Here is a 23,367-nt window from a genome sequence, read left to right on the forward strand (position 1 = left end):
TAAGCGGGAATATTGACGCGAGCGTGGGGTTCAAACCCAGCAGCCACATGGTTGTCAAAGCGCCATCCACCAGAGTTGTGCACAGGAATTTGAATCGGATCAGGCGGGGCAAACATTGGACAATAGGGCGAAAGTAATCAACACAATCAATCGCCCCAACACTTAGGTCCGAAAGTCAAAAGGAGAACTTCCGCCAGAGAAAACGTGGGCGCAGTACTGATCCATTGTCTTTTGTGGATTTTCTATCTCGGCATATTCATCGAAATCGTGACCCTTCACATGGAAGACTCGACCATCATTTGCGTTCTGATTCAGAAGCAGAAGCTCATTACTGTCGCAATGAATCCACACTCTGATCAACTCCGGATTCCCCAAGTCCTTTGATATCTTCTCGAGCTTCTTGTGTGACAGCTTCTTGTCGGCGCGGTAGACCTCCAAGTTACTCCACTTGAATATTGATCCTGGCAAATTTCGGTGATGCGCGGTTGGCCCAGCCAATCCTGGTTGTTTTGAGGTGTGAAGACCGTTGAGGTGCCCATAAAAGCATCGCAGTCCCGTGGGCAGCGAGGCGATGTCTTGCCTCCAGACAGATTCAGAGGCCATCCAGTCCTGCGCTGCAGGAGCAATGATTAAACAATCCTGCAACTCAATTGCGGCAGATATAAGAACCAAGCCGGGCATGCCTTCGTCCACAAGCAGACTACACCCTACATAGGCACTCTCTAGAACAGCGGCTGCTGATGGCAAAGCCTCCATGATCGGCTTTAGAAGCGCCGCATAACCCTGATCGAAGTGTTCCAGAAACGCAGCATCCACTTCGGATTCAACGATTCGCTCCTGTCCGATCTCGGCTGAACTGTCGCACAGCCGATAGCCGTCGGAGAAATACTCAACATGACGGGCGCTGAGCATCCTATCGTCCTCTTGTTGTGGTGCGGATTTGTTTTGCAATCATTGCTTCAAGCTGATTAACGCGCTGCGTCTGATATTTGACGTAGTCCGGATCCAGCGAGGCGCCTTTGTATGTTGTGAAGTACTGATTGCCACCCTTTGAAGCGTTGAGGGATTTTGGCATGAACTCGAGGTTCTTCTCAAACACCCCTTCACCCTGAACGAGTTGGCGAAGCTCCTCTCGAGTAAGTTTTTCAACGCCCGGGAAGTTGTTCTTATTCAACAATCTCTTCAGAGGAACAATGTGGTCCACCTCGGCGCTTCCATAAACCGCCTCCGCAGCCTTCAATGAGCCGACGACGTTTGTTAGCGGATTGCGGAACGCATCGGCATCGCGTTTAGCCACACGCGCTGCCATGTCGGGCGTCACCGTGGCAAAGCGGTCGAACTTCACTCCTAGGGAGATGAAGTACTTCTCCAACCGCGGAACAGCAGTCAGCTGCGGCCCGAGGAGGTGGTAAAGCCAGCTTCCCGGCTTTACAGGCATGGCATCGGCGGTGACCGATATCTTGGTCAGCTTCGCAGCAACCGCGAAGTCCTCGAGGGCGCCCATCAAACGAGTAGCAGCCTCCGTTTCCTTCAGAGCCTCGATGCCGCGGCCGGCCCACTTTGTAGCATTGGTCCCTACTGAGCGAGCACCCAAGCCGAGCAGCAACTCAACCGGCAACTGCGCGAGGATCTCGGTTTGCCCAACGGTTGAGGAGCTGTTGTAGTACCGACTTGCAAAATCCTTGATGAAGGCGGCGCCATTCGGATCGTCGTAAATCGTCCGCGCCATGTCGATGGCATTCGAGGCGGCTTGCTTGAGTTCGGCAACTTTCTCGCGCTGACGTGGCGTCATCTCGAAGCCATTGCCGATGTATTCGGCTGCCTCTCCAGCGACTGTCTTAATCGCCTGCCACGTTCCCTTGAGCGTTTCCACGCCGATGTTGCCTACCGCGCCGAATCGGATGGCCCACTGCGTCAATTCGTCAGAGTCATAGAAGGCCTGATCAGCGGAGGCCGCAGTGGTGGCGCGGTCCTTGAGGAACGCGTCGGCTGCTGCACGCAGCCGGTTCATCGCGCTGACTCGCGGATCCTGGTCGAGAACGAAGATCTCCCCATCCACCATGATCACCACGCCATTGCTACCCAAAGCCGCGGGCGCAGCACTGGCGTCCGCGGGGGTCGACTGTTTCACCGCCGTGGTGCGTGGTTTCGCCGGTTTGTTGGTCGTTGACCCAGCGGGTTTTTCGCCGTCTACTGCCGTGGCTGCTGGGTCTCCCTCGGCTGACTGCGAAGGCGGCAACTCACTGGTTTCCCCACCAGACACTGGCGGTGGAGACTGCGTTCCGATGTTCCGGATCTCAACCGGTGCGAAGTTATGTTGCGCGCTCTTGTCCGCCATCAGGGCGCCCAAGGGGTCGTCCAACCCACCGTAGCGCAGGTCCATGCCAAGACGCTCGCCTGCTGCCTGAGCATAAGGAGCTAGTTCGGTACCAATGGCATTGCCAAAGGCGTCTGCGGCGATCTGACTAAAACTGACCTTGCCGCCACGCACCAACGCAGACGCCGTGCCCGAGGCAAAGCCTTGCAGGGTGTTCCGCGCCAGGGCGCCGCCGACTTCTCCCAACCCGGTGAACGCACCGTCCAGGGCCTGGGCAGCGATGCCACCCACGCCTGCGCCCACGGCGGCCGCGGCCACGTTGCGCCAGCTGAACTTGTCTTGCAGGCCCGTCGCTACCGAGATGCCTTGGGTCAATGCGTTCGACACGGCCGCCTTGACGACGACGTTCTTCAGCATTTCAGCCCCCGGTCCGGCGTACGCCGACAGGCCCGCCGTCACCGCACCACCGACGGCCGCCAAGCCCACTTGCTTCCAGCTGAACTTTTCTTGGACGCCGACGGCCATGCCGACCAACTGGCTGGCGATGGACCCTACCGCCGCAGCCGCAGCCCCGATGGCCACGCTGGCCGCACTGAGCTGGCCCATGGCCACGCCGAAGTACCCTGCCGCAGCCCCTGCCGTGAAGTACGTGACCACGATGGCCACGACGATGACCAGCAGCATGCCGAGTCCACCGCAGCCCTTGTCGGCTTCGGGCATCGGCAAGTTCGGCGTGGTGTCGCCGGTGATCTTGCTGGGGTCGTACGGCTTGAAGGTGTCGGCGCTGTTGTGCACCGAGCCCACCGTGCTCGGGATGCTGACGGTCTGGCCGACACGCAGGTCGCGGTCGCCGCTCAGGCCGTTGACGTCGGCAATGCGGAACCACAGGCGCTCGTCACCGTAGGACTGGCGGGCAATGCTCTTCAGCGTGTCACCCGCCTGCACCTGGTAGCTGCCGACGCTGGCGGTCGGGTAGTTGGCAGTGATGGGCTGGTAGCCGAAGTTGAAGTCGGCGACCTGTGCGAACAATGGGTTGCCGTCGTTGTCGCGCGGCTTCAGTTCGTCGATGCCCAGGCCATAGCGGCCCAGCACCTCGCCGTTGACCACGACCTGGCGCTGCACGTTGCCGCCTTGGTTAACGTACAGGGCACGTCCGGCGATGTCGTTGACGAAGTTGCGGTCGTTGCCGTCCTTGGTGGTGTCGTCCACGCGGACGAGGTTGCCATTGACGTCGTAGGTGTTGATCGTGCTGCCGGGGTTGAACTTGCTGCTCGTCCCGTCGATGCGTGCCTCTTTGTAGCCGTCGAAGCGGGCGTGGGTGTACTGGTACGTGTTGTTGTACGCATCCTCCCCGTGGACGGCCAGCGTGTAGGTCTTGAGGTTGCCGGCCGCGTCGTACGAGCTGTAGTCGATCTCGTTGTTGACGCGCGAGTTGTCGCTGTTGAACACGGTCTGGTGCACGAGGCGACCGTTGGCGTCGTATCGGTTGCGGCGGGTCTCCAGGCCGATGCTCTGGCTGGCCGACTCGCCACTGTTCAGTGCTGCGGCATAGCCGGTGGGCAGCACGCCGTTCGGGCCGGTCTGGATGACGCGGCTCGAGGCGTCGTAGCCACGTGCATCGACCTGCACGCCGTCGCGCACCACGCGGGTCAGGCGGTTCAGGATGTCGTAGTCGTAGGTCTCGGTGACCTGCCCTTGCGTCGTGGCGTAGGTGGTGGCGGTGCCACCGTCGTAGACCGGGTTGCCACCTTCATCGACGTACAGCACCTGCGGCGGCGTGCCGTCGGTCGTGATCACCTTGTTGCCATGGAACGTGTCGCTGATGCGGTTGCCGTTCTTGTCGTAGGTGACCAGCCGGCCGTCGGTGCCGAGCTGCAGTGAAGCGTTCAGGTCGATGCCGACCTGCCGGTTCATGCTGTCGTAGGTGAAGTAGCGGTCCGTGTCCTTGGCCGTGTCGGCCGAGCTGCTGCCCACCTGCATCACATCGACGTGGGTGCGCACGCGGGTGCGGTTGCCCATCTTGTCGTACTCGATGTCGATGTTCATGCGCCCGTCGCTCACGTGGCGCAGGCGGCCCACGGTGTCGTAGGCCATCGTGTTGTCTTGGTAGACGACACCAGCCTGCGAGGTCTTCTCGCGCACATGGCGGCCCGACAGGTCGTAGGCGTACTCGGTGACCTGACCGAGCGAGTGGTCGGTGATGCTCGTGACCTGACCGGCCGCGTTGTACGTGTTGGTCAGCTGGGCGCCCGTGCCGTGGCGGCTGTTGAAGGTGTTCAACAGCTGGCGTGCGTTGTCGTAGGTGTAGCGGTAGCGTGCCCCGCCGATGTCAGTGCGCGAAGCGATCAGCCCGAAGTAGTCGTAGCTCCAGGTGGCGGCCAGGTTGTTCTGGTCGATGCTGGCGACCTTGCGGCCGAACACGTCGTAGACCGTGCGGGTGGTGTAGCCCTCGCCCATCGGCTGGATGGTGGCGATCACGCGCCCGGCCAGGTCGTACTCGTAGCGGGTGACGTCACCGGCCGAGGTGGCGGTAGACCCGTTGGTCTGGCTGAGCTTGCGCCCGGCCTGGTCGTAGGTGTTGTATTCGAAGACTTGACCTTGCACGTAAGAGGCCTGCATCGCGGAGTCGATGCTCCAGATGTTGACGATGCCGTGCGCGGTGCGCAGCAGCCGGCCCATCTGGTCGTACTGGTAGCCGGTGGTGCGGTTGGCGCGCTCTTGCGAGCCGGCCGCGGCCGCGTTGCCTTCGGCGTCCACCGTGCGCACCTTGTCGCCGAAGCCGTCGTAGAAGTGGGTGATGAGCCCACCGTCGGCGTGCAGTTCGCCCACGAGGTTGCCCCCCGCGTCGTACTGCTGGCTGTTGACGTTGTTGTTGGCGTCACGCACGGCCACCTGGTTGCCCCGGGCGTCGTAGTAGACCTGGGTGACCGGGCTGTTGGCGGTTTGCGCGCCGTTGACGTCGGGCTTCTGCTCGCGCACGAGCTGGTTGTTGGCGTTGTACTGGTAGGTGGTCGTCCACGCGGCGTAGCGCGGGTCGCTCACCTCGGTGACGTTGCCCCAGCGGTCGGTCTTCTGGTAGACGATCGGACGGCTGGCGAACGAGCCACCGTTGACGCCCGACGAATGAACCAGCGTGGACAGTGCCGGTGCGCCGCTGATCGAGTGGCTGTTGGGCACGGTCGAGACACTGGCGCTGTACTGCGCCGGGGTGCCCGCGATGGTGTAGCCCGGGGTGTACGGCGGCGTGGTGATGCCGACCGTGGAAGGCGCCGCGGTGCCGGGCACCCAGACTTGCTGCTGCTGCTGTTGCGGCTGCATGGTGGTGTACGGCACGGCCACGATGACGTCGCCCTGCCACTCGTAGCCCTGGCCGAGGATCGGCTGGCCGCTTTCGTCGGTGCCCACCACCACCGGCGGCCCATAGATCGGCCGGCTCGGGCTGAGGATGTAGGCCGAGGCATCGGGCGGCGTGACCGTCACGTTGCCGTAGACCGGCACCTGCTGCGAGGTGTAGCCGACGATCTGGCTTTCGGTGTACGGCACGCCGACGACGACGTTGCCCTGCCACTGGTAGTGCGCGCCGAGGATCGGCTGGCCGCTTTCATCGGTGCCCACGACCACCGGGTGGCCGTAGATCGGGCGCGCCGGTGCGGTGATGAAGCCGGCCGGATCGGGCGGCGTCACCGTGACCGGGCCGTAGACCGGCACCTGCTGCGAGGTGTAGCCGACGATTTGGCTTTCGGTGTACGGCACGCCAACGACCACGTCACCCTGCCACGCGTAGTGCGCGCCGAGGATCGGGTTGCCGCTCTCGTCGGTGCCCACGACCACGGGCGAACCGTAGATCGGGCGCGGCGCACGCGTCATGTACGGCGCGGGATCGGGCGGCATCACCGAGACCGGGCCATAGACCGGCACCTGCTGCGAGGTGTAGCCGACGACCTGGCTTTCGGTGTACGGCACAGCCACCACCACGTTGCCTTGCCACGCGTAGTGCGCGCCGAGGATCGGGTTGCCGCTCGCATCGGTGCCCACGAACACCGGGGCGCTGTAGATCGGGCGTGCCGGCGAGGTGATGTAGCCGGCCGGATCGGGCGGCATCACCGAGACCGGGCCATAGACCGGCACCTGCTGCGAGGTGTAGCCGACGATCTGGCTCTCGGTGTACGGCACGGCGACGACCACGTCACCCTGCCACGCGTAGTGCGCGCCGAGGATCGGGTTGCCGCTTTCGTCGGTGCCCACGACCACGGGCGAGCCGTAGATCGGGCGCGGCGCACGCGTCATGTGCGGCGCCGGGTTCGGCGGGGTCACGGTGACCGGGCCATAGACCGGCACCTGCTGCGAGGTGTAGCCGACGATCTGGCTTTCGGTGTACGGCACGCCGACGACCACGTCACCCTGCCAGGCGTAGTGCGCGCCGAGGATCGGGTTGCCGCTCTCGTCGGTGCCCACGACCACGGGCGAGCCGTAGATCGGGCGCGGCGCACGCGTCATGTACGGCGCCGGGTTGGGCGGCGTGACGGTCACGTCGCCATACACGGGCACCTGCTGCGTCTGGTACTGCGTGACGTAGGTGACCGTGTAGATGATGTTGCCCGACTCATCGCGGGCGTAGATCGGGTTGCCCGACTCGTCGTAGCCGGTGATGACCGGCGGGCCCTGCACGGCCACCTGCACCGGCACCTGCACGGTGTCGTAGCGAATGATCTGCGTCTGCGTGTACGGCACCGCCACCACGTAGTTGCCCGACCACGCGTAGTGCGCGGCGAGGATCGGCTGGCCGTTGCCGTCGTAGCCGGTCACGATCGGGTAGGCGTACTCGGCGCGGTGGTAGCCCGTGATGTAGTTCGACGGGGCCGGCGGGTTGACCGTCACGTTGCCGTAGGTCGGCACCTGCACGGTGTCGTAGCGGACGATCTGGTTCTCGGTGTACGGCACCCCCACCACGTAGTTGCCTTGCCACTGGTAGTGCGCGGCGAGGATGGGCTGGCCGTTGCCGTCGTAGCCGGTCACGATCGGCGAGCCGTATTCGGCGCGGTGGTAGCCGGTGATGTAGTTGGCTGGGTTCGGCGGGTTGACCGTCACGTTGCCGTAGGTCGGCACCTGCACGGTGTCATAGCGGACGATCTGGTTCTCGGTGTACGCGACGCCGACCACGACGTTGCCCGACCAGGTGTAGTGCTCACCCAGGATGGGCTGGCCGCTCTCGTCCGTGCCCACGACCACCGGCCACCCGTAGGTCGGGCGGCCGTAGCCGGTGAGGTAGTTCGAGGCCGGCGGCGGGTTGACCGTCACGTTGCCGTAGGTCGGCACCTGCACGGTGTCGTAGCGAACGATCTGGTTCTCGGTGTAGGCCGTGCCCACCACGTAATTGCCCTGCCACGTGTAGTGCGCGGCGAGGATCGGCTGGCCGGCTTCGTCGTAACCCGCGACGATCGGCGAGCCGTATTCGGCGCGGCGGTAGCCGGTGATGTAGTTGGCCGGGTTCGGCGGGTTGACCGTGACGTTGCCGTAGGTCGGCACCTGCACGGTGTCGTAGCGAACGACCTGGTTCTCGGTGTAGGGCACGCCGACGACGACGTTGCCCGACCACGCGTAGTGAGCCCCCAGGATCGGCTGGCCGCTTTCGTCGGTGCCCACGACCACCGGTGAACCGTAGGTCGGGCGACCATAGCCGGTGATGTAGTTGGCCGGGTTCGGCGGGGTGACCGTCACATTGCCGTACACCGGCACCTGTTCGGTCGTGTAGCCGACGATCTGGCTCTGCTGGTACGGCACGCCGACAACGACGTTGCCTTCCCAGCGGTAGTGCTCGGCGAGGATGGGCTGGCCGCTCTCGTCGGTGCCCACCACGATGGGAGCGCCGTACACCGGGCGCGTCGCGCCGACGATGTAGTTGGCCGGGTTCGGCGGCGTGATCGTCACCGGGACCATCACCGTGACGGTGACAGTCTCGTAATGGCCGGCCCCGGTCGGGTTGACCGTCAGGTTGCCCGACCCCAGGGCCAGCGTGTTGCTGCCCGAGGTGTAGGTGATGCGGAACTCGTAGCTCGCCGCAGCCAGCCCTGACGGGCTGACGTAGCTCGTGTTGCCGACCGTGTTGATGGCCAGGCTGCTCCAGGCCGAACCGCTGCCCGCGACGCGGTACTGGAAGCTCGGCGAGCCGGCGGCAGCCGTCCAGTACAGGCCGTGGATGGTGGTGTAGCCGGTCGGGTTGCCGGCCTCGTCAACGCCGACGATGGGGTTGCCCGATTCGTCGTAGCTGGTGACAACGGCCAGGCCTGCCGGCGGGGTCAGCGCGATGCCGGTGACCGCGGGGTAGCCCACCGCTGGCACGTAGGTCGGCGGCGTGCCGGCCGTGATGGTGAAGTTGCCGGTCGCGTGGGCGTACGGCGCGCTCTCGTTCGAGCGCGTCCACAGCAGCTCGAACTGGTAGGTGCCGGCCGCCAAGGCCGAGGTGTCCACCCCTTCCAGACCCTCGCCGCGGAGGGCGACGTTCAGGGTGCTCCAGGCGCCCGTGGTGCCCAGGCGGTAGCGCACGCTTTGCGTGATGTTGCTCGGCTGCGCCTGCCAGGCCAGCACGCCGGCGCCGGCCGCGCCGAAGCTGATGGGCACCGCAATCGACGCCAGCGGCGGTGTCGTCACCGACAGGGTGCCGGTGGCCGTGACTTGCTCGGACTGGCCGAGCGGCGTGGTCAGCACGCGGTACTCGAAGTTGCCCGACCCGACGCTGGCGGCGTTGAAGCGCAGCGCATCGCCGAAGTGGATCGCACCGGTCACGGGTGTCCAGCCGCCGGTGCTGCCCGCCGGGCGCACCTGCAGAACCACCTGCGTGCTGGCGTTCGCCGGGGCGGCCACGTCGATGACGTTGCCGGCCAGGCCCAGGCCACCGTCGTGCACCACCTGCCAGACGCCGTCGGTGTTCTTCTTCCACAGCGTGAGGCGCGTGATGCTGCCCACCCCGCCGGCGTTGTAGAGCACGTTGCCGCTCTCATCGATCGCCGTCGTCGCCGAGCCGCTGTCGGGCCAGGAGAAGGTCGCCCCCGTGGCGCCTTGCTCGGCGGTGAAGATGCCGGTGCGCGAACGCGACTCGGCCGGCGAGTAGGCGGCCGGGCGAATCAGCATGCCCGATTCGTCGTACTGCGCGGGCGTGACCTCGACCGAGGCGGTGAGGTACTCGACCGTCACGCGCACGTCGCCCGAGCCCAGGTGAGCCAGCGACGACCACGACAGGTTGATCTGGTTCGTGCCGGCCCAGCTCGGAGCCGCGGATTCGCCGTGAGCGATGCCTGCCGAGGTGAAGGTCGCGGTGTTGAGCTGCTGCTGCACCGTCACGCCACCCTGCTGGGTGGTGCGCACGGGCTGGCGCTGCTCGGTCACGCGGCCGAGCGCGTCGTAGACGGTCTCGGTGCGGCGCAGGGAGCTGAGGCCCGCCGCTTGCGCGGCGTTGTTCAGCAGCGCCAGGTTGCGGTCGTCATGGCCGTGGCCCGAGCTGCGGATCTCGGCCGTGACGTTGCCCTGCACGTCGTACAGCGAGATCTTGTCCACGCCGTCGCCGCTGTTCGTGCGCCACAGGCGGCCCGCGCCGTCGTAGTCGAAGTACTCCTGGCGACCGCCGTTGACGCCCTTGCGCACCACTTCGCCGAAGGCGTTGTATTCCTGTGCGGTGTCGATGAGGCTGGCCGCGCTCGCAGCCACCGCATTCACGCCGGAGCCCGTGGCCTGGGCCGCGCTGCCTTCCCAGCGGACCACCCAGGTTCCGCCCACGTCCTGGAGCACGCGCACATAGGTGAGCGAGTCCAGCGCCTCGCCGTCGGTCCACGACAGCGTGGTGCCACCGACGGTCGCCGCGGCGCTGTTGTCGAAGTTGCGCGAAGTCGCGAAGCTCGCGGTGCCCGAGTAGATCGGGTTGTTGGATTCGTCGGTGCCGGTATGGCGCAGGGTCGAGACGGTCTGGTAGTCGAGCTGCACGCGCACCGTGCCGCCCGCCGGATCGACCAGCGTGCTCCATTCGAGCGAGACCTGGCTTGCGCCCACGATCAGGCCGGACTCGTCCAGGTACGGCGAGTTGTTCACCGTGGCCTTGACGCCGTCACGCAGCGTGGTGGCCACGCCCGGATCGAGCGTGCGGGTGAGCTGCCCGAGGCGGTCGTACTGGAAGGCCTTGAAGACGGTGCTGTTGGCGACGAGCCGGCCGGACTCGTCACGGACCGCGGCGCCCGAGGTCACGCCTTGCCAGGTCTTGGCCACCTGGCCGCGGGCGTTGTACGACGTGAAGCTGCTGTTGCCGGCCGCGTCCGTCTGCTGGACCACGCGACCGTGCGCGTCGTAATCGGCGTAGGTGACGCGGTCGCGGTAGTCGAAGATCTGACCGCCGTAGCCGTTGCCCGTGACCGGGCTGTTCCAGCCGTTGAGCAACTGGATCGGACCACCGTAGCCATTGCCCTCGAACGGACCGCCATAGCCGTCGCCCAGCACCACGATGCCCTTGGCCTCGGCGGCACTCGACACGCCGTTGGCCAGGTCGATCTTGGCCACCACGTTGCCATAGGCGTCGCGGCGGAAGAGGCTCAGCGGGGCCAGCGGGGTGCCGTTGGGCGTGCTGCTGCGCAGCGGCGCGGCCACGGCCGTCACACGGCCCAGCGCGTCGTAGTAGCTGTAGGTGCTGGCGCCCAGCGCGTCGGTCGTGCGGGTCAGGTTGCCCACGGCGTCGTAGCCGTAGGTGGTGGTCAGGTCCTTGCGGCTGCTGCTGCCGGCCTGGGCTTCGGCGGCCGTGCTGGTCTCGACGCTCAGGCGCGTCTCGCTGGCCTTGCGGTTCAGCCCGTCGTAGGTGTAGGTGACCGTGCGGTCGTTGGCATGCCCCAGGCCCGCGGGCGCGATCAGCTGCCAGCTGGTGTCGGTGGGCAGCGCCACGGCGGTGGCGAACTCGGTGATGCGGGTGACGTTGCCCAGCGCGTCGTAGGCCTGGGTGGTCAGGTAGCCCAGCGCATCGACGCTGGCGGTGCGCTGGCCGAGGCGGTTGTAGTAGCTGGTCGTGCGGTTCCAGCCGCTGGCGGTGTTGCTGGCCACCAGCACCAGTTCGCCGAAGGCGTTGTAGGTGTTGCGGGTGGTCTTCTGGGCGTCGGCGTAGCCGCCGGTGGCCGAGTCGTAGGTGTAGGCCGTGGGCTCGCGCACTTCGGTGGCGCGGCCGAGGCGGTCGTAGGTGGTGTCGAGGACGCGGTTGGGCGTGCCGTCGCCGGCGGCGCCGGCGACGACGGCCTGGATGTACGCAGCCGTGGGCGCCTGGGCGGCGCTGGTGGGCACCGTGTTGGCCAGCGTGGTGCTTGCGCTGTAGCGGATGACCTGGGTGGCGTCGCCGAAGGCGTTGCGGGTGTAGCCGGTGACGTGGCCCATCGCATCGACGTCGAAGCGCACGCGGTTGGCCAGGTCGTAGGCCTTGTAGCTGGCGTGCCCGGCCACGTCGATGTTGGCCACGGCGTTGCCGAAGGCGTCGTAGAAGGTCTGGGTGCTCAGCGCCTGGGTGACTTCGGCGCGGGTGGCCCCGCCGTTGGCGCCGTTGGTGGCCAGCGCGGCGGTGCTTTCGTTGTAGACGCCCACCGGCGGGTGGGTGACGCGGATCTGGCGGCCCGCGGCGTCGTAGGCGTAGGTTGTGGTGCGGCCTTCGCTGCCGAGGTTGTCGGCTTCCGAACGGCTGAGCAGGTTGCCCAGGCCGTCGTAGGTCATGCGGGTGACGATCTCGCTGACGATGGTGCCGGCGGCGACGAGGTCGCCGTAGCCGTTGGTGGTGACGCTGGCGACTTCGACGTGCGGGCTGATCTCATGGGTGACCCGCCCGGCCGCGTCGTAGTGGTAGGTCCAGACGGCGCCCTTCTTGTTGGTGAAGGTGAGTTTGTCGCCGCGGCCGTTGTAGGTGTAGGACTCGGTCTGGCCTTCGGCGTCGCGGGTGCCGGTGAGGCGCCCGGCGTCGTCGTAGGTGAAGGTGGTGGTCTGGTCGGCGGCGTTGGCGGCCGGCCAGGCCCCGGCCGTGGCGGGGCGCACGGCGTGACGGGTGGTGCTGAGCACGCGGCCGGCGTCGTCGTAGACGCTGGTGGTGACGTAGCCCTCGGCGTCGGCGGTGTAGGTGACGCGCCCGGCGCGGTCGTAGCTGAAGCTGGTGACGCGGTCGGCGAAGGGGTGTGCCTGCACCTGGCTGGGCGCACTGCCCGGGGGCAGGAGGTTGGCGTACTGGGTGCGGCGGGTGACGTTGCCGTTGGCGTCGTAGGTGTTGCGGGTGACGGCCCCGCTCGCATCGACGCTGTCGGTCAGGCGGTTGGCGTTGTCGTAGACGAAGACGCTGGCGCGGTCGTCGGCGCTCGGCGGCACGCTGTCGGCGCTGGCGCCGGCGGCGATGAGCGTGGCGTGGCGGACCTGGCGGACGATGTTGCCGTTGGCGTCGTACTGGTTGCTGGTGACGGCGCCCAGGGCGTCGGCGACGTGGGTGGCGCGGTTGAGGGCGTCGTAGACGGTGCGGATGCGTTGGTCGCGGCCGGCGTCGGGGGTGGGCGTGGGGTCGGTGCTGCCGTTCCAGGCGGCCAGGTTGATGACGTTGGCGTAGCCGATGCGTTCGGTGACGTTGCCGTTGGCGTCGTAGCGCAGTTCGGTGACGGCGCCGGTGCCGTCCACGGTGAAGCGCAGGCGGCCGTCGCGGTCGTAGCGGTTGGCCTGGATGGCGTCGCGCCCGGCGCTGGCGACGACGAGGGCGTACACCTGGGCGGTGGTGGCGGCCAGCGGCAGGCTGGCGACGCTGAAGGGGTCGGCGGCCTGGGCGTAGCGGGTGGTGCGGCTGACGCGGCCTTCGGCGTCGTAGTCGGTGCTGCTGATGCCGCCAGCGGCGTCGAGGGTGAGGACGAGCTGGTCGCGGCTGTCGTAGGTGTAGCGGGTGACGGCGCCGTTGCCGTCGGTGCTGCTGACGGCGTTGCCCTTGGCGTCGTAGGTGTAGCGGCGGGTGAGGTTGAGACCGCTCGGATCGACGCGTTCTTCCATGCGGCGGCCGAGGGCGTCGTAGCTGTACTGGGTGACGGTGCCGCGCGGGTCGGTGACGCTCAGGGTCTTGCCGCGGGCGTCGTAGGTGAAGCTGGTGACGAGGTTGAGGCCGGCGGGGTCGATGACCTGGCGCAGGACCTGGCCCTTGAGGTCGTAGCTGAGGCTGGTGACGGTGCCGCGCGGGTCGGTGACGCTGATCTGCTGGCCTTTGGCGTCGTAGCCATAGGTGGTGGTGAGGTTCAGGCCGGTCGGGTCGACACGGCGGGTGAACAGCCGGTTGGCCGCGTCGTAGGTGAAGGCCGTGCGGATGCCGCGCGCATCGGTGGTTTCGATGAGGCGGTTGGCGCGGTCGTAGTCGTTGCTGGTGGTGACGCCTTGGGGGGCGGTGGTGGTCTTGAGGTTGCCGTTGCGGTCGTAGGTGTAGCTGGTGACGGCGCCTCGGCCGTCGGTGACGCTGAGGGTCTGGCCGTGGCGGGTGCGCACGGAGGTGACGCTCACGCCTTCAGGGGTGGTGACGGTGACGCTGCGGGCGTTGTTGTTGTACGCGTACTGGGTGGTCTGGCCGAGGGCGTCGGTCTGGGTGAGCACGCGACCGAACGCGTCCCAGGTGCTGCTGCGGGCGGCGTTGGTGGGGTCCAGGGTCTGCACGACGCGCCCGAGGCGGTCGTAGCTTTGCTGGCGAACGTTGCCGTTGGCGTCGATGCTTTCGGTGACGCGGCCGAAGGCATCGTAGATGGCGTGGGTGGTGGCATTGACGCCGCCCAGGTCGGCGATCGAATAAATTTGCAGGCCGCGGCGGTCGTAGCTGGCCGTGTCGATCCGGTTCAGCCCTTCGCTGATGTGCGTGGCCGTGTGGACGAGCTCGCCGAAGGCGTTGTAGCCGTGCGAGACGGTGTTGCCCAGGGCGTCGACGGAGGTGAGCAGTTGCCCGCGTTCGGTGTAGATGTAGTGCGCGTGGCTGTCGCGGTCACTTCGCACGCTGTTGATCCGACCGGTGATCGTGTCATCCACCAGGCCACCGTTCAATCCGACCGGGTCGATCGCCGTGCCGAAGCGCGTGGTGATGGCGAGCTGGTTCAGCGGGTTGTAGACGCGCTCCTCGGTTTCACCCAGGGCGTTGACGGTGACGACGAGGCGGCCGTCGGTGTCGTAGAAGAAGACGGTCTTGAGGCCGTTGGGGTCGGTGGTGCTGGTGCGACGGCCGGCGGCGTCGTAGGTGTGGGTCAGCCCGTGCTGGGTCCAGATGGCGTCGATCTGGGCCTGGGTGAGGCCCCCGCTCAGCAGGGCCGAGCCTTCGGCGCTGAGTTCACCGACCAGGCGGCCTTGCAGGTCGTAGCGGGCACTCAGGGTGCGCACTTCGGCCTGGCCGGCGGCCTTGACGGTGCTCACCAGGTTGCCCACGTTGTCGTAGACGAATTGCGTCACCGTGCCTTCAGCGTCCGTCACCTGCACGGCGCGGTTCAGGGCGTCGTAGACGGTGCTGATGGCCTGGTCAAGCGGGCTGGCGGCGGGGCGGATGCTGGCCAGCGCCGTGCCCGGGGCCGGGCTCGTGGCGAGCTTGGTGGCATAGCGCACCGACAGCGTCACGTTGCCGCTTGCGTCGTAGACGTTCTCGGTGAGGTAGTTCTCGGCATCGACCTGTCCGAGCACAAGGCCCTTGGCGTCGTACAGAGTCACGGTGCGCTGGTCGCTGGGCGACGTGGCCGGGCGCAGCGATGTCAGCGTGCCGGTGGCCCATTGGCCAGCGGGCGAGGCGGTGGCATAGCGAACGGTCGTGGTCAGGCGGCCCGCGGCGTCATAGCTCAGTTCGCTGAGGTAGCCCTCGGCATCGAGGCTGCCCAGCAGGCGGCCGTCGGCGCCATAGAAATTGCGCGTGCGGCGGTCCTCGCCCGAATCGGCGACCGGCATGGCCTCGGCCGAGGTCGGCAGCGTGCTTGCGGTGATGCCGCCCACGGGGTTGGCCCAGCGGATGACCTCGATGACGCGCGAGGCCCCGTCGTAGCGGGTTTCGGTGACATAGCCCTGCGCGTCGATGGTTTTGGCCAGTCGGTTGGCGTAGTCGTAGAGGTTCCAGGTGCTGAGCTGGTCGCCGCCGGGTCGCACGTTCGCGAGCACGACGTTGCGCGGGTTGCCGTTGGCATCGACCAGGGCGGCGATGTCGGTGGCCGTCGTGTAGCGGATGCTTCGCACGACCTGGTTGTTGAGGTTGTAGACGTACTCGATCAGCGAGCCGTCGGCGTCGATGTCGGCGACCTTGCGGCCCGCTTCGTCGTACACGAACCAGTTGCGCACGCCGGTGGCGTCCTGCGTCATGCGCAGGCGGTTGTCGGCGTCGTAGAAATAGCGCGTTTCGCCCAGGTTGGCGCTGGCGGCGCTGCTTTGCAGCACCGAGCTCAGGCGGCCGGCGCGGTCGAAGGTGCTGGTGGTGACGAGCCCGTTGGCAAGCGTGACGCTGCTGCGGTTGTTGAGGTCGTCGTAGGCGTTGGTCGTGGTCTGGCCGAGCGCGTTGGTCGTGACCAGCAGGCGGCCGAGGCCGTCGTAGGTGAAGTTGGTCGCGCCGTTGGTCGGGTTGACGGTACCCCGCAACTGGCCGGCCTGGTCGTAGATGTACTGGGTGGTGCTGGCGGTCGCCCCGGTCACGCCCGCGCCGCTGGCGGCGACGGTGCTGTAGGTGGTGCTGCGCTGCACCTGGCCACGGAAGTCGTAGACGACATCGACGCGCTGGGTCTTGGTGCGGTCTTGCGTGCCGGTCCAGGTGACCATCTGGGCCAGCGTCGGCCGGGCGGTCACCGCCAGGGCGCTGACGTTGTAGACCGCGCCGGCGTACTGGATGCTGGCGACGCGGTTGCCGAAGTTGTCGTACTGGTGCTCGGTGACGCGCCCCTCGGGGCTGAGTTCGAAGCGCAGCTGGTTCTTGTTGCCCGCGTCGTAGATGTAGCGCGAGGTGACAGGGCTGGTGGCAGCCGCGGTGCCAGAGCCATCGGGGTCCGGCACGAGGTAGGCGGTTTCGGTCAGCAGCTGGTTGCGCGTGTCGAAGGTGCGCGTGATGGTGTTACCGGCCGCGTCGCGCTGCAGGGTCTGATTGCCACGCGCGTCGTAGCTCATGTCCACCGCACGACCTTCGGGATCGACCACGCGGGTCAGGTCGCCGTTGGAGTTGTAGGTGAAGTTGGTGACCTGCGCGACCGTGCCCACGGTCGGCGCGGTGATGCGGATCAGCTGGCCGGTGGTGTTGTAGTCGTACAGGGTGCGCAGGCCCAGCGGGTCGGTGACCGTGGTGCGTCGCGTCGAGGTGTTGTAGGCGAAGCTGGTCGTCTGGCCGAGTGCGTCGCGCACGCTGGCCACACGGTAGGCGCCGCTGACCAGCACGTAGCCGATGGTCAGGCTGGTGCCGTCGCTCTGGGTGATCGACGCCACGCGCGTGCTGGTGCCGTCGTAGGTGTAGGTGGTGACGTAGGTGCGCCCGTCGCCGACGTTGTTGTCTTCGGGGGTGAGGTCCACCGTGACGCTGGACAGCCGGTTGCTCGCGTCATAGGCGTAACGCGTGCGGATCAGCGTCTGCGTGCCGGTGCCCACCGTGACGACGGTGCGCACCTGCGTGAGGTTGTTGCCGACGTAGTCGAGGAAGGTCGTTTCGCCACTGGCGCTGACCATGCTGGTCAGCTTGCCGCCCGCGTCGTAGCCGTAGCTGATGGTGTTGCCGCTGGTGTCCACCGTGGACAGGAGGCGGCCGGTGGTGCCGTCGTAGCGCTCTACGATGCCGGTCGAGCCGTCGGTCCACACATATTGGTTGGTGGCCGAGTCGTGGACGATCGTGTCGAGCGCGCCGCTGCCGGCGAACGAGCGGTATTGCGTGCCGGTGGCGGTGAAGGTGTAGGAGGCTTGCGCGCCGTCGCGGTCGGTGCGCGTCAGCGTGCTGCCCGAGGCGTTGAGGGTGCCCGTCAGCCGCAACTGCTGGTTGAAGATGCCGTGCGACCAGTTGTCGCCGTTGTCGTCGGTCAGCAACCCCTGGCTGTTGTAGGTGCGCAGCGAACCGACATCGACACCCCGGCTGACCAGCAGGTCGTCGCGGCTTTGCAGCACCAGGTTGCCGTTGGCGACGTTGACGTAGGCCAGTTCGCCGTTGCGACCCTGCCCCGCCGTTCCCGTCACCCCGCGCTGGCCGAGCGTCGCCAGAGAAGTCAGGCTCAAACCAAGCGAGTTGCCGCTGACGATCGCTACCATTTTTTTCCCGTCCTGGATGGTGGGAGCCTCCTGCGGAGGTCACCCGGTGTTGCGTTTTGGTTTTCGGGGCGACCCCACTCCCTCGGGCTCGCGCTACAACCAATACATCCAGTGCTTCTGAAATTCGTTTAGCGGCAATTTGTAAGCATTTGTTGATCTCCGTCAGAGGGCTTCGGGCGCTGGGGGTGTGCGGCATGAGCGTCGGGCGCCTGCCAAAACAAAAGGGCTGGGATGCCTCATCGGCATCCCGGCCCTTGTCCGTGTGGCCCCCGTCGCGGGTCGGCGCGCCCCGGCAGGGCGCGCGAACCGTCGGGTTCGCGCTGGGCTTACTTCAGCGAGCTCAGCTTGATTTCCTTGACCTTGCCGCCGTCGATCACGGCGACGCGGGTGTCGGCCAGCGAGCCGCCGCGCTCATCGACGCCGTCCAGGCTGTTCGGGTTGCGGGCCGGGGGCAGTTGCTTCATGGCCTTGTCGAGGTTGGCGCGGATCGCCGCCGCATCGGTCACGCTGCCGGCGAGCTTCATCGCGATGGCGGTGGCGTGGATGGCGGTGTAATTCAGCGACACCTCCGAGCTGGGCGTGCGGCCCGGGTAGGCCGCCTGGAAGCGCTTGACGAAGTTCTTCGCGTCTTCGGTGCCGTCTTCGACCAGCGGCAGCACGCCGATCGAGCCTTCGAGCATGCCGTAGCCGCCGGTGACGCGGCCGATCTCGTCGAACTTGGCCTGGTCGATCACGATGAAGCCGCCCTTGAAGCCGAGTTCACGCGCCTGCTTGATGACGAGGCCGGTCGGCTCGGAGGCACCGCCGACGAACATCACGTCGGGCTTGGCGGCCAGCGCACGGCTCACGCCGCTGTAGAAGTCGGCGGCGCGGTTGTACGACATCGGGTTCTCGATGACGGTCTTGCCGCCGGCGGCTTCCCAGGCGGGCTTAAACGCGGCGGTCCAGGCCTTGGCGTAATCGTGGTCGCCGTGGGCGAACGCGATGTTCTTGCCGTACTTGGTCATCGCGTGCTTCACGAAGGCCGGCACGTAAGAGGTGAACTCGGGCGGGATGCGCAGCGTGAGCTTGTTGCCGCGCGCGGTGACTTGCGGCACCGAGGTGTACGACAGCAGCAGGTATTTCTGCGCTTCGTTGGTGGTCTGCAGGGCGAAGCTGCCGCCCGAATGCGGCACCAGGATCGCCGGGGCCTTGTGCTCTTGAATCAGGCGCTGCGCGTTGATCGCGGTTTCAGACGGGTTGTACTTGTCGTCGAGGGCGACGATTTCGAGCTTGTACTTCTTGCCACCGACCGTCAGGCCTTCGGTGTTGATTTCGTTGACGGCAAGCGTCATGCCGTCGAGCACGTTCTTGCCGTACAGCGCGGCACCGCCGCTCAAGGGGCCGGAGTAGCCGATCTTCACCACGTCTTGTGCGCTGGCGGAGCCGGCCGCGAAAGCCAGGCCGACGGCTGCGGCGGCCGACAGTTGCTTCAGTTGGGTCTTGAACTTCATCTCTCTCTCCTAGGGGTGGAACAGAACGTGCGCCTTGGCAAGCCGGCGGGCAGCGCTTGGATTCAACGCCGGCACGGTGCCGGCGTTGATGGGGAAAACACGAGGGAACCAGCCATCGCCGCGCGCATCACGCGCCGATGTACGCCTTGCGGACGGCTTCGTTGTGCATCAGGCTGTCACGGTCGCCTTCCATCACGATGCGCCCACCTTCGATCACGTAGGCGCGGTGGGCGATCTTCAGTGCCGCGAAGGCGTTCTGCTCGGCCAGCAGCACCGTGGTGCCTTCCTTGTTGATGCGCTGGATGACCTCGAACACCTGCTTGACGACCAGCGGCGCGAGGCCCAGCGAGGGCTCGTCGAGCAGCAGCACCTTGGGCCGGCCCATCATCGCGCGGCCGATGGCCACCATCTGCTGCTGGCCGCCCGAGAGCGAGCCGGCGGGGTCGTCCTTCTTCTGGTCGAGGATCGGGAAGAGCCCCAGCACCTCGTCGAGCCGCTTCTTGTTGCCGGCCTTGTCGCCTCGGTGCACGTAGGCGCCGAGCATCAGGTTCTTGAGCACCGACATCTGCGGGAAGAGCTTGCGCCCCTCGGGGCACTGCACCACGCCGGTCTCGACGATCTGCGCGGCCCGCATGCCGATCAGTTCTTGGGTGCGGAACTTGATGCTGCCGCCGTCGGCCCGGTGGATGCCGCTGGTGGTCAGGAAGATCGAGCTCTTGCCGGCACCGTTGGCGCCGAGCAGCACGACCAGTTCGCCTTCTTTGGCGTGCAGGTTGACGCCGTTGAGCGCCTGGAAGCTGCCGTAGTGGAGGGTGACGTTCTCAAGCGTCAGCATGTTCGCTCCCGAGGTAGGCGTCGATCACGGCTTCGTTCGCGCGGATCTCGGCGGGTGAGCCTTCGGCGATCTTCTCGCCGTAGTTCAGCACCATGATCTTGTCGGCCAGGCTCATGATCATGTTCATCTTGTGTTCGATCAGGCCGACGGTCAGGCCGCTCTTGACCATCTTGCGGATCAGGTCCGCCAGGCCCAGCGTCTCGTCGGGGTTCACGCCGCCGGCGGGCTCGTCGAGCAGCACGAGCTTGGGGTCGGTCGAGAGCGCCAGCGCGAAGGCCACGCGCTTGCGCTCTTCTTGCGAGATGTCGCCGGCCAGCCGGTTGGCGGCGTGCGACAGGCCCACGAAGTCGAGCGCGTCGCGTGCCTTCTCGCGGCACACCTTCTCTTCGTTGCGCAGGCGCGGCGTGCCCACCAGCACGTCGAACAGGCCCGAGCGCGTGCGCAGGCGGTGACCGACGATCAGGTTGTCGAGCACGGTCGCCTGGTCGAACAGCGCGGTGGTCTGGAAGGTGCGCGACACGCCCAGCTGGGCGACCTGGTCGGTGCGCAGGTGCGTCACGTCCACCCCGTCGAGCAGGATGCGGCCCGAGGTGGGCTTGTGCACACCGCTGATCAGGTTGAAGAAGGTCGTCTTGCCGGCACCGTTGGGGCCGATGATCGCGTTGATCTTGCCCTTCTCGATGGTCGTGGTGACGTCGTTGACGGCGGCCAGGCCACCGAAGCGTTTGCTGAGGTTTTCGATCTTAAGCATGGCGCGGCTCCGTGGCGGTGGGGGCAGCCGGGGCGGCGGCTTGGGTGGCCAGTTGGGCGGCCGCGGCCGCTTGCTCCTTGTGCCCGGCCGACCAGCGCCGGTGCAGCGCGACGATGCCTGCGATGCCGGCGATGCCCAGCACCACGATGCCGATCCAGCCGATCAGCTTGAAGCTGAGCAGCAGCGCGAAAGCCAGCACCAGGCTCAGGAAGCGCGCGGGCGAGCCGCCCATGCGCCAGGCGTGGAAGCTGCCGACGACGCCGTGCGGCGCGAAGATCACCAGCACGATCAGCAGCGGGCCGAAGACGATGAAGCGGTACTCCTGCAGCTCTTGCAGCATCTGCATGATCCACGGCGTGGCCAGCGAGCCGAGCAGCGGGCCGAACATCGTGCCCAGGCCGCCCACCAGCATGTACATCGTGAAGTCGAAGGTGTGGTGCACGCCGGCCAGGTCGGGCCCCAGGAAGCGCACGAAGGCCGCGTACAGCCCACCGGCGATGCCGGCATAGAACACCGACAGCAAGAACGCGATCAGCTTGTTGCGCATCAGGTTGATGCCCAGCGACTCGGCCAGCTCGTCGCTGTTGCGGATCGCCATGAAAGTGCGGCCCAGCAGCGAGCTGACGATGCGGTGCATGAAGAACACGCCCACCACGAGGAAGAAGTACACGAGGTAGTACAGCTCGCGCGGCGTCTCGAAGGTCAGCGGCCCGATCGGCGACGGCGACGGAATGCCGATGATGCCCACCGTGCCGTGCGTGATGGGCTCGGCCTTCTCGATCACGAGGAACATGATGTAGCCCACGCACAGCGTGAAGATCGAGAAGTAGTGGCCCTTCAGGCGCAGCGACACGAAGCCCAGCGGCAGCCCGAGCACCACGGCGAACAGGCCCGAGCACGCGAACGCCAGCCAGAACGGCCACTGGTAGTCCACCGTCAGGATGCCCACCGTGTAGGCCCCCACGGCCATGAAGCCCGCGTGCGCCAGGTTGAACTGCCCGGTGTAGCCGGTGATGAGGTTGAGGCCGATGGTGGCCAGCGCGAAGATGTACGCGGTCGACATCACCGTGAGGTGGTAGTCGTTGCCCGTGAGAAACGGGAACACGAGGCCGGCGACGAACAGAAGCCCCCAGCCGATCTTTCCTTGGAGGAAGCCCATGGTCAGCGAACCCCCTTGGTGAACAGCCCTTGCGGACGGATCGACAAGATGACCACCAGCAGCACGAAGGCGATGATGTCCTTGTAGTCCGACGAGATGTAGAACGCGCCGAAGCTCTCGGCGAAGCCGATGATCAAGCCGCCCACGATGGCGCCGGGCACGCTGCCCATGCCGCCGAGGATGATGATCACGAAGGCCTTCGTGATCACCAGGTTGCCCATCGCCGGGTACACGAGGTTGATCGGCGAGTAGAGCGTCGCGGCCACGGCCGCCAGCACGCCCGAGATCGCAAACGTCAGCATCGCCACGCGGTTCGCGTCGATGCCCACCAGCGAAGCGCCGTCGCGGTTCTGCGCCATCGCGATGATGGTCGAGCCCATCACCGTCTTCTTCAGGAAGAGGTGCAGCAGCACCATCAGCAGGAATGCCGCGCCGATGATCATCAGGCGCTGCACCGGGGCGGTCACGCCGCCCAGGTCGATGATGCCGGTGTAGGGCGTTTCCATGCGGTGGAAGTCAGCGCCCCAGATCGCCTGCGCGCCCGCTTCTAGGAACAGCAGCATGCCGATCGCCGCGATCATCGGGTGCAGGCCGTGGTGGTGGCGCAGCGGGTGGAACACCAGCCGCTCGGCCACCGCCGACAGCACCGCGACGAACAGTGCCGAGCCGGCCATGGCCACCCAGTAGTTGAAGCCGTACTTCGTCATCAGGTGGTACGACGCGAAGGCGCCCGCCATGTAGAAGGCGCCGTGCGCGAAGTTCGGCACGTGCAGGATGCCGTAGACCAGCGTCAGGCCCAGCGCCACGAGGCTGTAGATGCCCCCGAGCGTGAGACCGTTGAGAACTTGCTGAAGAAAGAGATCCATCGCTCAGACCTCCGTCCCGCAGAGGGAGAAGCCGGTGTGGATGCGCGTGCAGATCCGCGCAGACACCAGTGCAAAAACGGACAAGGGCATGGGGGTGTTGACTCCATAAGGGCCCGCCCTGCAGATGCGAGGGGAGGGCATCACTGAATCTGGTGGTCGAGGGCCTGATCGGGCCCGTCGATCCGCCTGACGGAACGAAATCACTATTCCCCGCGGTAGCGACTAGCGTCAACTCGTTTCCAGAGATTTGTGCTGCATGGCAGAACAAACGAGGGTAAACACCGAGTGCCTCTCCAAGTTGTTGCGGCGCACCATCTTTCGGCGCGTGTCGCCTAGGTGGCAACCCAGGCAAAACCTCGATTTGACGAGCATCACTCGCACAAAGTGAAAGGGCCCAAAACCCGGGTCTTGATCGCCAAGGCGGGCCTCTGTATATTCCGCTCTGCAGAAGTTTGTTTCACAAACAGCGGGTCGAATCTGCACACACGTGCATCGAGAATCCGGGGCCGACCCAGGCCACCGAAATGACCCGGCCTGGCCCCGTTTCCGTTTCCAACTCTCCATAGGGAAGTCCCAATGAAAGTTCTCGTACCCGTCAAACGCGTGGTGGACTACAACGTCAAGGTTCGTGTGAAGAGCGACGGCTCGGGCGTGGACATTGCGAACGTGAAGATGAGCATGAACCCCTTCGACGAGA

General features: G+C 66.3%; 7 protein-coding genes and 1 pseudogene. 1 reads left to right on the forward strand and 7 read right to left on the reverse strand.

Annotated features, from left to right (window positions below; genetic code table 11):
• Positions 1–162: 162 nt before the first annotated feature.
• The 7 genes from AC1KAT_RS18840 to AC1KAT_RS18870 form a co-directional block, all read right to left on the reverse strand.
• Positions 163–951: a hypothetical protein gene (locus AC1KAT_RS18840; protein WP_480328510.1), complete on the reverse strand. Its 789-nt coding sequence runs from the start codon at positions 949–951 to the stop codon at positions 163–165.
• Positions 914–17,566: a LysM peptidoglycan-binding domain-containing protein gene (locus tag AC1KAT_RS18845; RefSeq protein ID WP_480328511.1), complete on the reverse strand. Its 16,653-nt coding sequence runs from the start codon at positions 17,564–17,566 to the stop codon at positions 914–916. Before AC1KAT_RS18845 ends, AC1KAT_RS18840 begins: the two co-directional genes overlap by 38 nt.
• Before the next feature lie 326 nt (positions 17,567–17,892).
• Complete coding sequence (locus tag AC1KAT_RS18850; RefSeq protein WP_480328512.1) at positions 17,893–19,059, reverse strand: ABC transporter substrate-binding protein; 1,167 nt, start codon at positions 19,057–19,059, stop codon at positions 17,893–17,895.
• A gap of 127 nt (positions 19,060–19,186) precedes the next feature.
• The gene (locus AC1KAT_RS18855; RefSeq protein WP_480328513.1) at positions 19,187–19,894 is read right to left on the reverse strand and encodes an ABC transporter ATP-binding protein; all 708 of its coding nucleotides are present in this window, start codon (positions 19,892–19,894) and stop codon (positions 19,187–19,189) included.
• Positions 19,881–20,645 carry an ABC transporter ATP-binding protein gene (locus AC1KAT_RS18860; protein WP_480328514.1) on the reverse strand — a complete coding sequence of 255 codons (765 nt, stop codon included), beginning with the start codon at positions 20,643–20,645 and terminating at the stop codon, positions 19,881–19,883. The genes AC1KAT_RS18855 and AC1KAT_RS18860 overlap by 14 nt, the downstream gene beginning before the upstream one ends.
• Positions 20,638–21,804: a branched-chain amino acid ABC transporter permease gene (locus AC1KAT_RS18865; protein ID WP_480328515.1), complete on the reverse strand. Its 1,167-nt coding sequence runs from the start codon at positions 21,802–21,804 to the stop codon at positions 20,638–20,640. The genes AC1KAT_RS18860 and AC1KAT_RS18865 overlap by 8 nt, the downstream gene beginning before the upstream one ends.
• A gap of 2 nt (positions 21,805–21,806) precedes the next feature.
• Entirely contained in the window at positions 21,807–22,670 is an 864-nt protein-coding gene (locus AC1KAT_RS18870) for a branched-chain amino acid ABC transporter permease (protein ID WP_480328516.1), read from the reverse strand.
• A gap of 576 nt (positions 22,671–23,246) precedes the next feature.
• Here AC1KAT_RS18870 and AC1KAT_RS18875 point away from each other — a divergent pair.
• Positions 23,247–23,367, forward strand: a pseudogene (locus AC1KAT_RS18875) (electron transfer flavoprotein subunit beta/FixA family protein); the annotation flags it as partial.

This window comes from Piscinibacter sp. PDB5-1 (genome assembly GCF_056676035.1).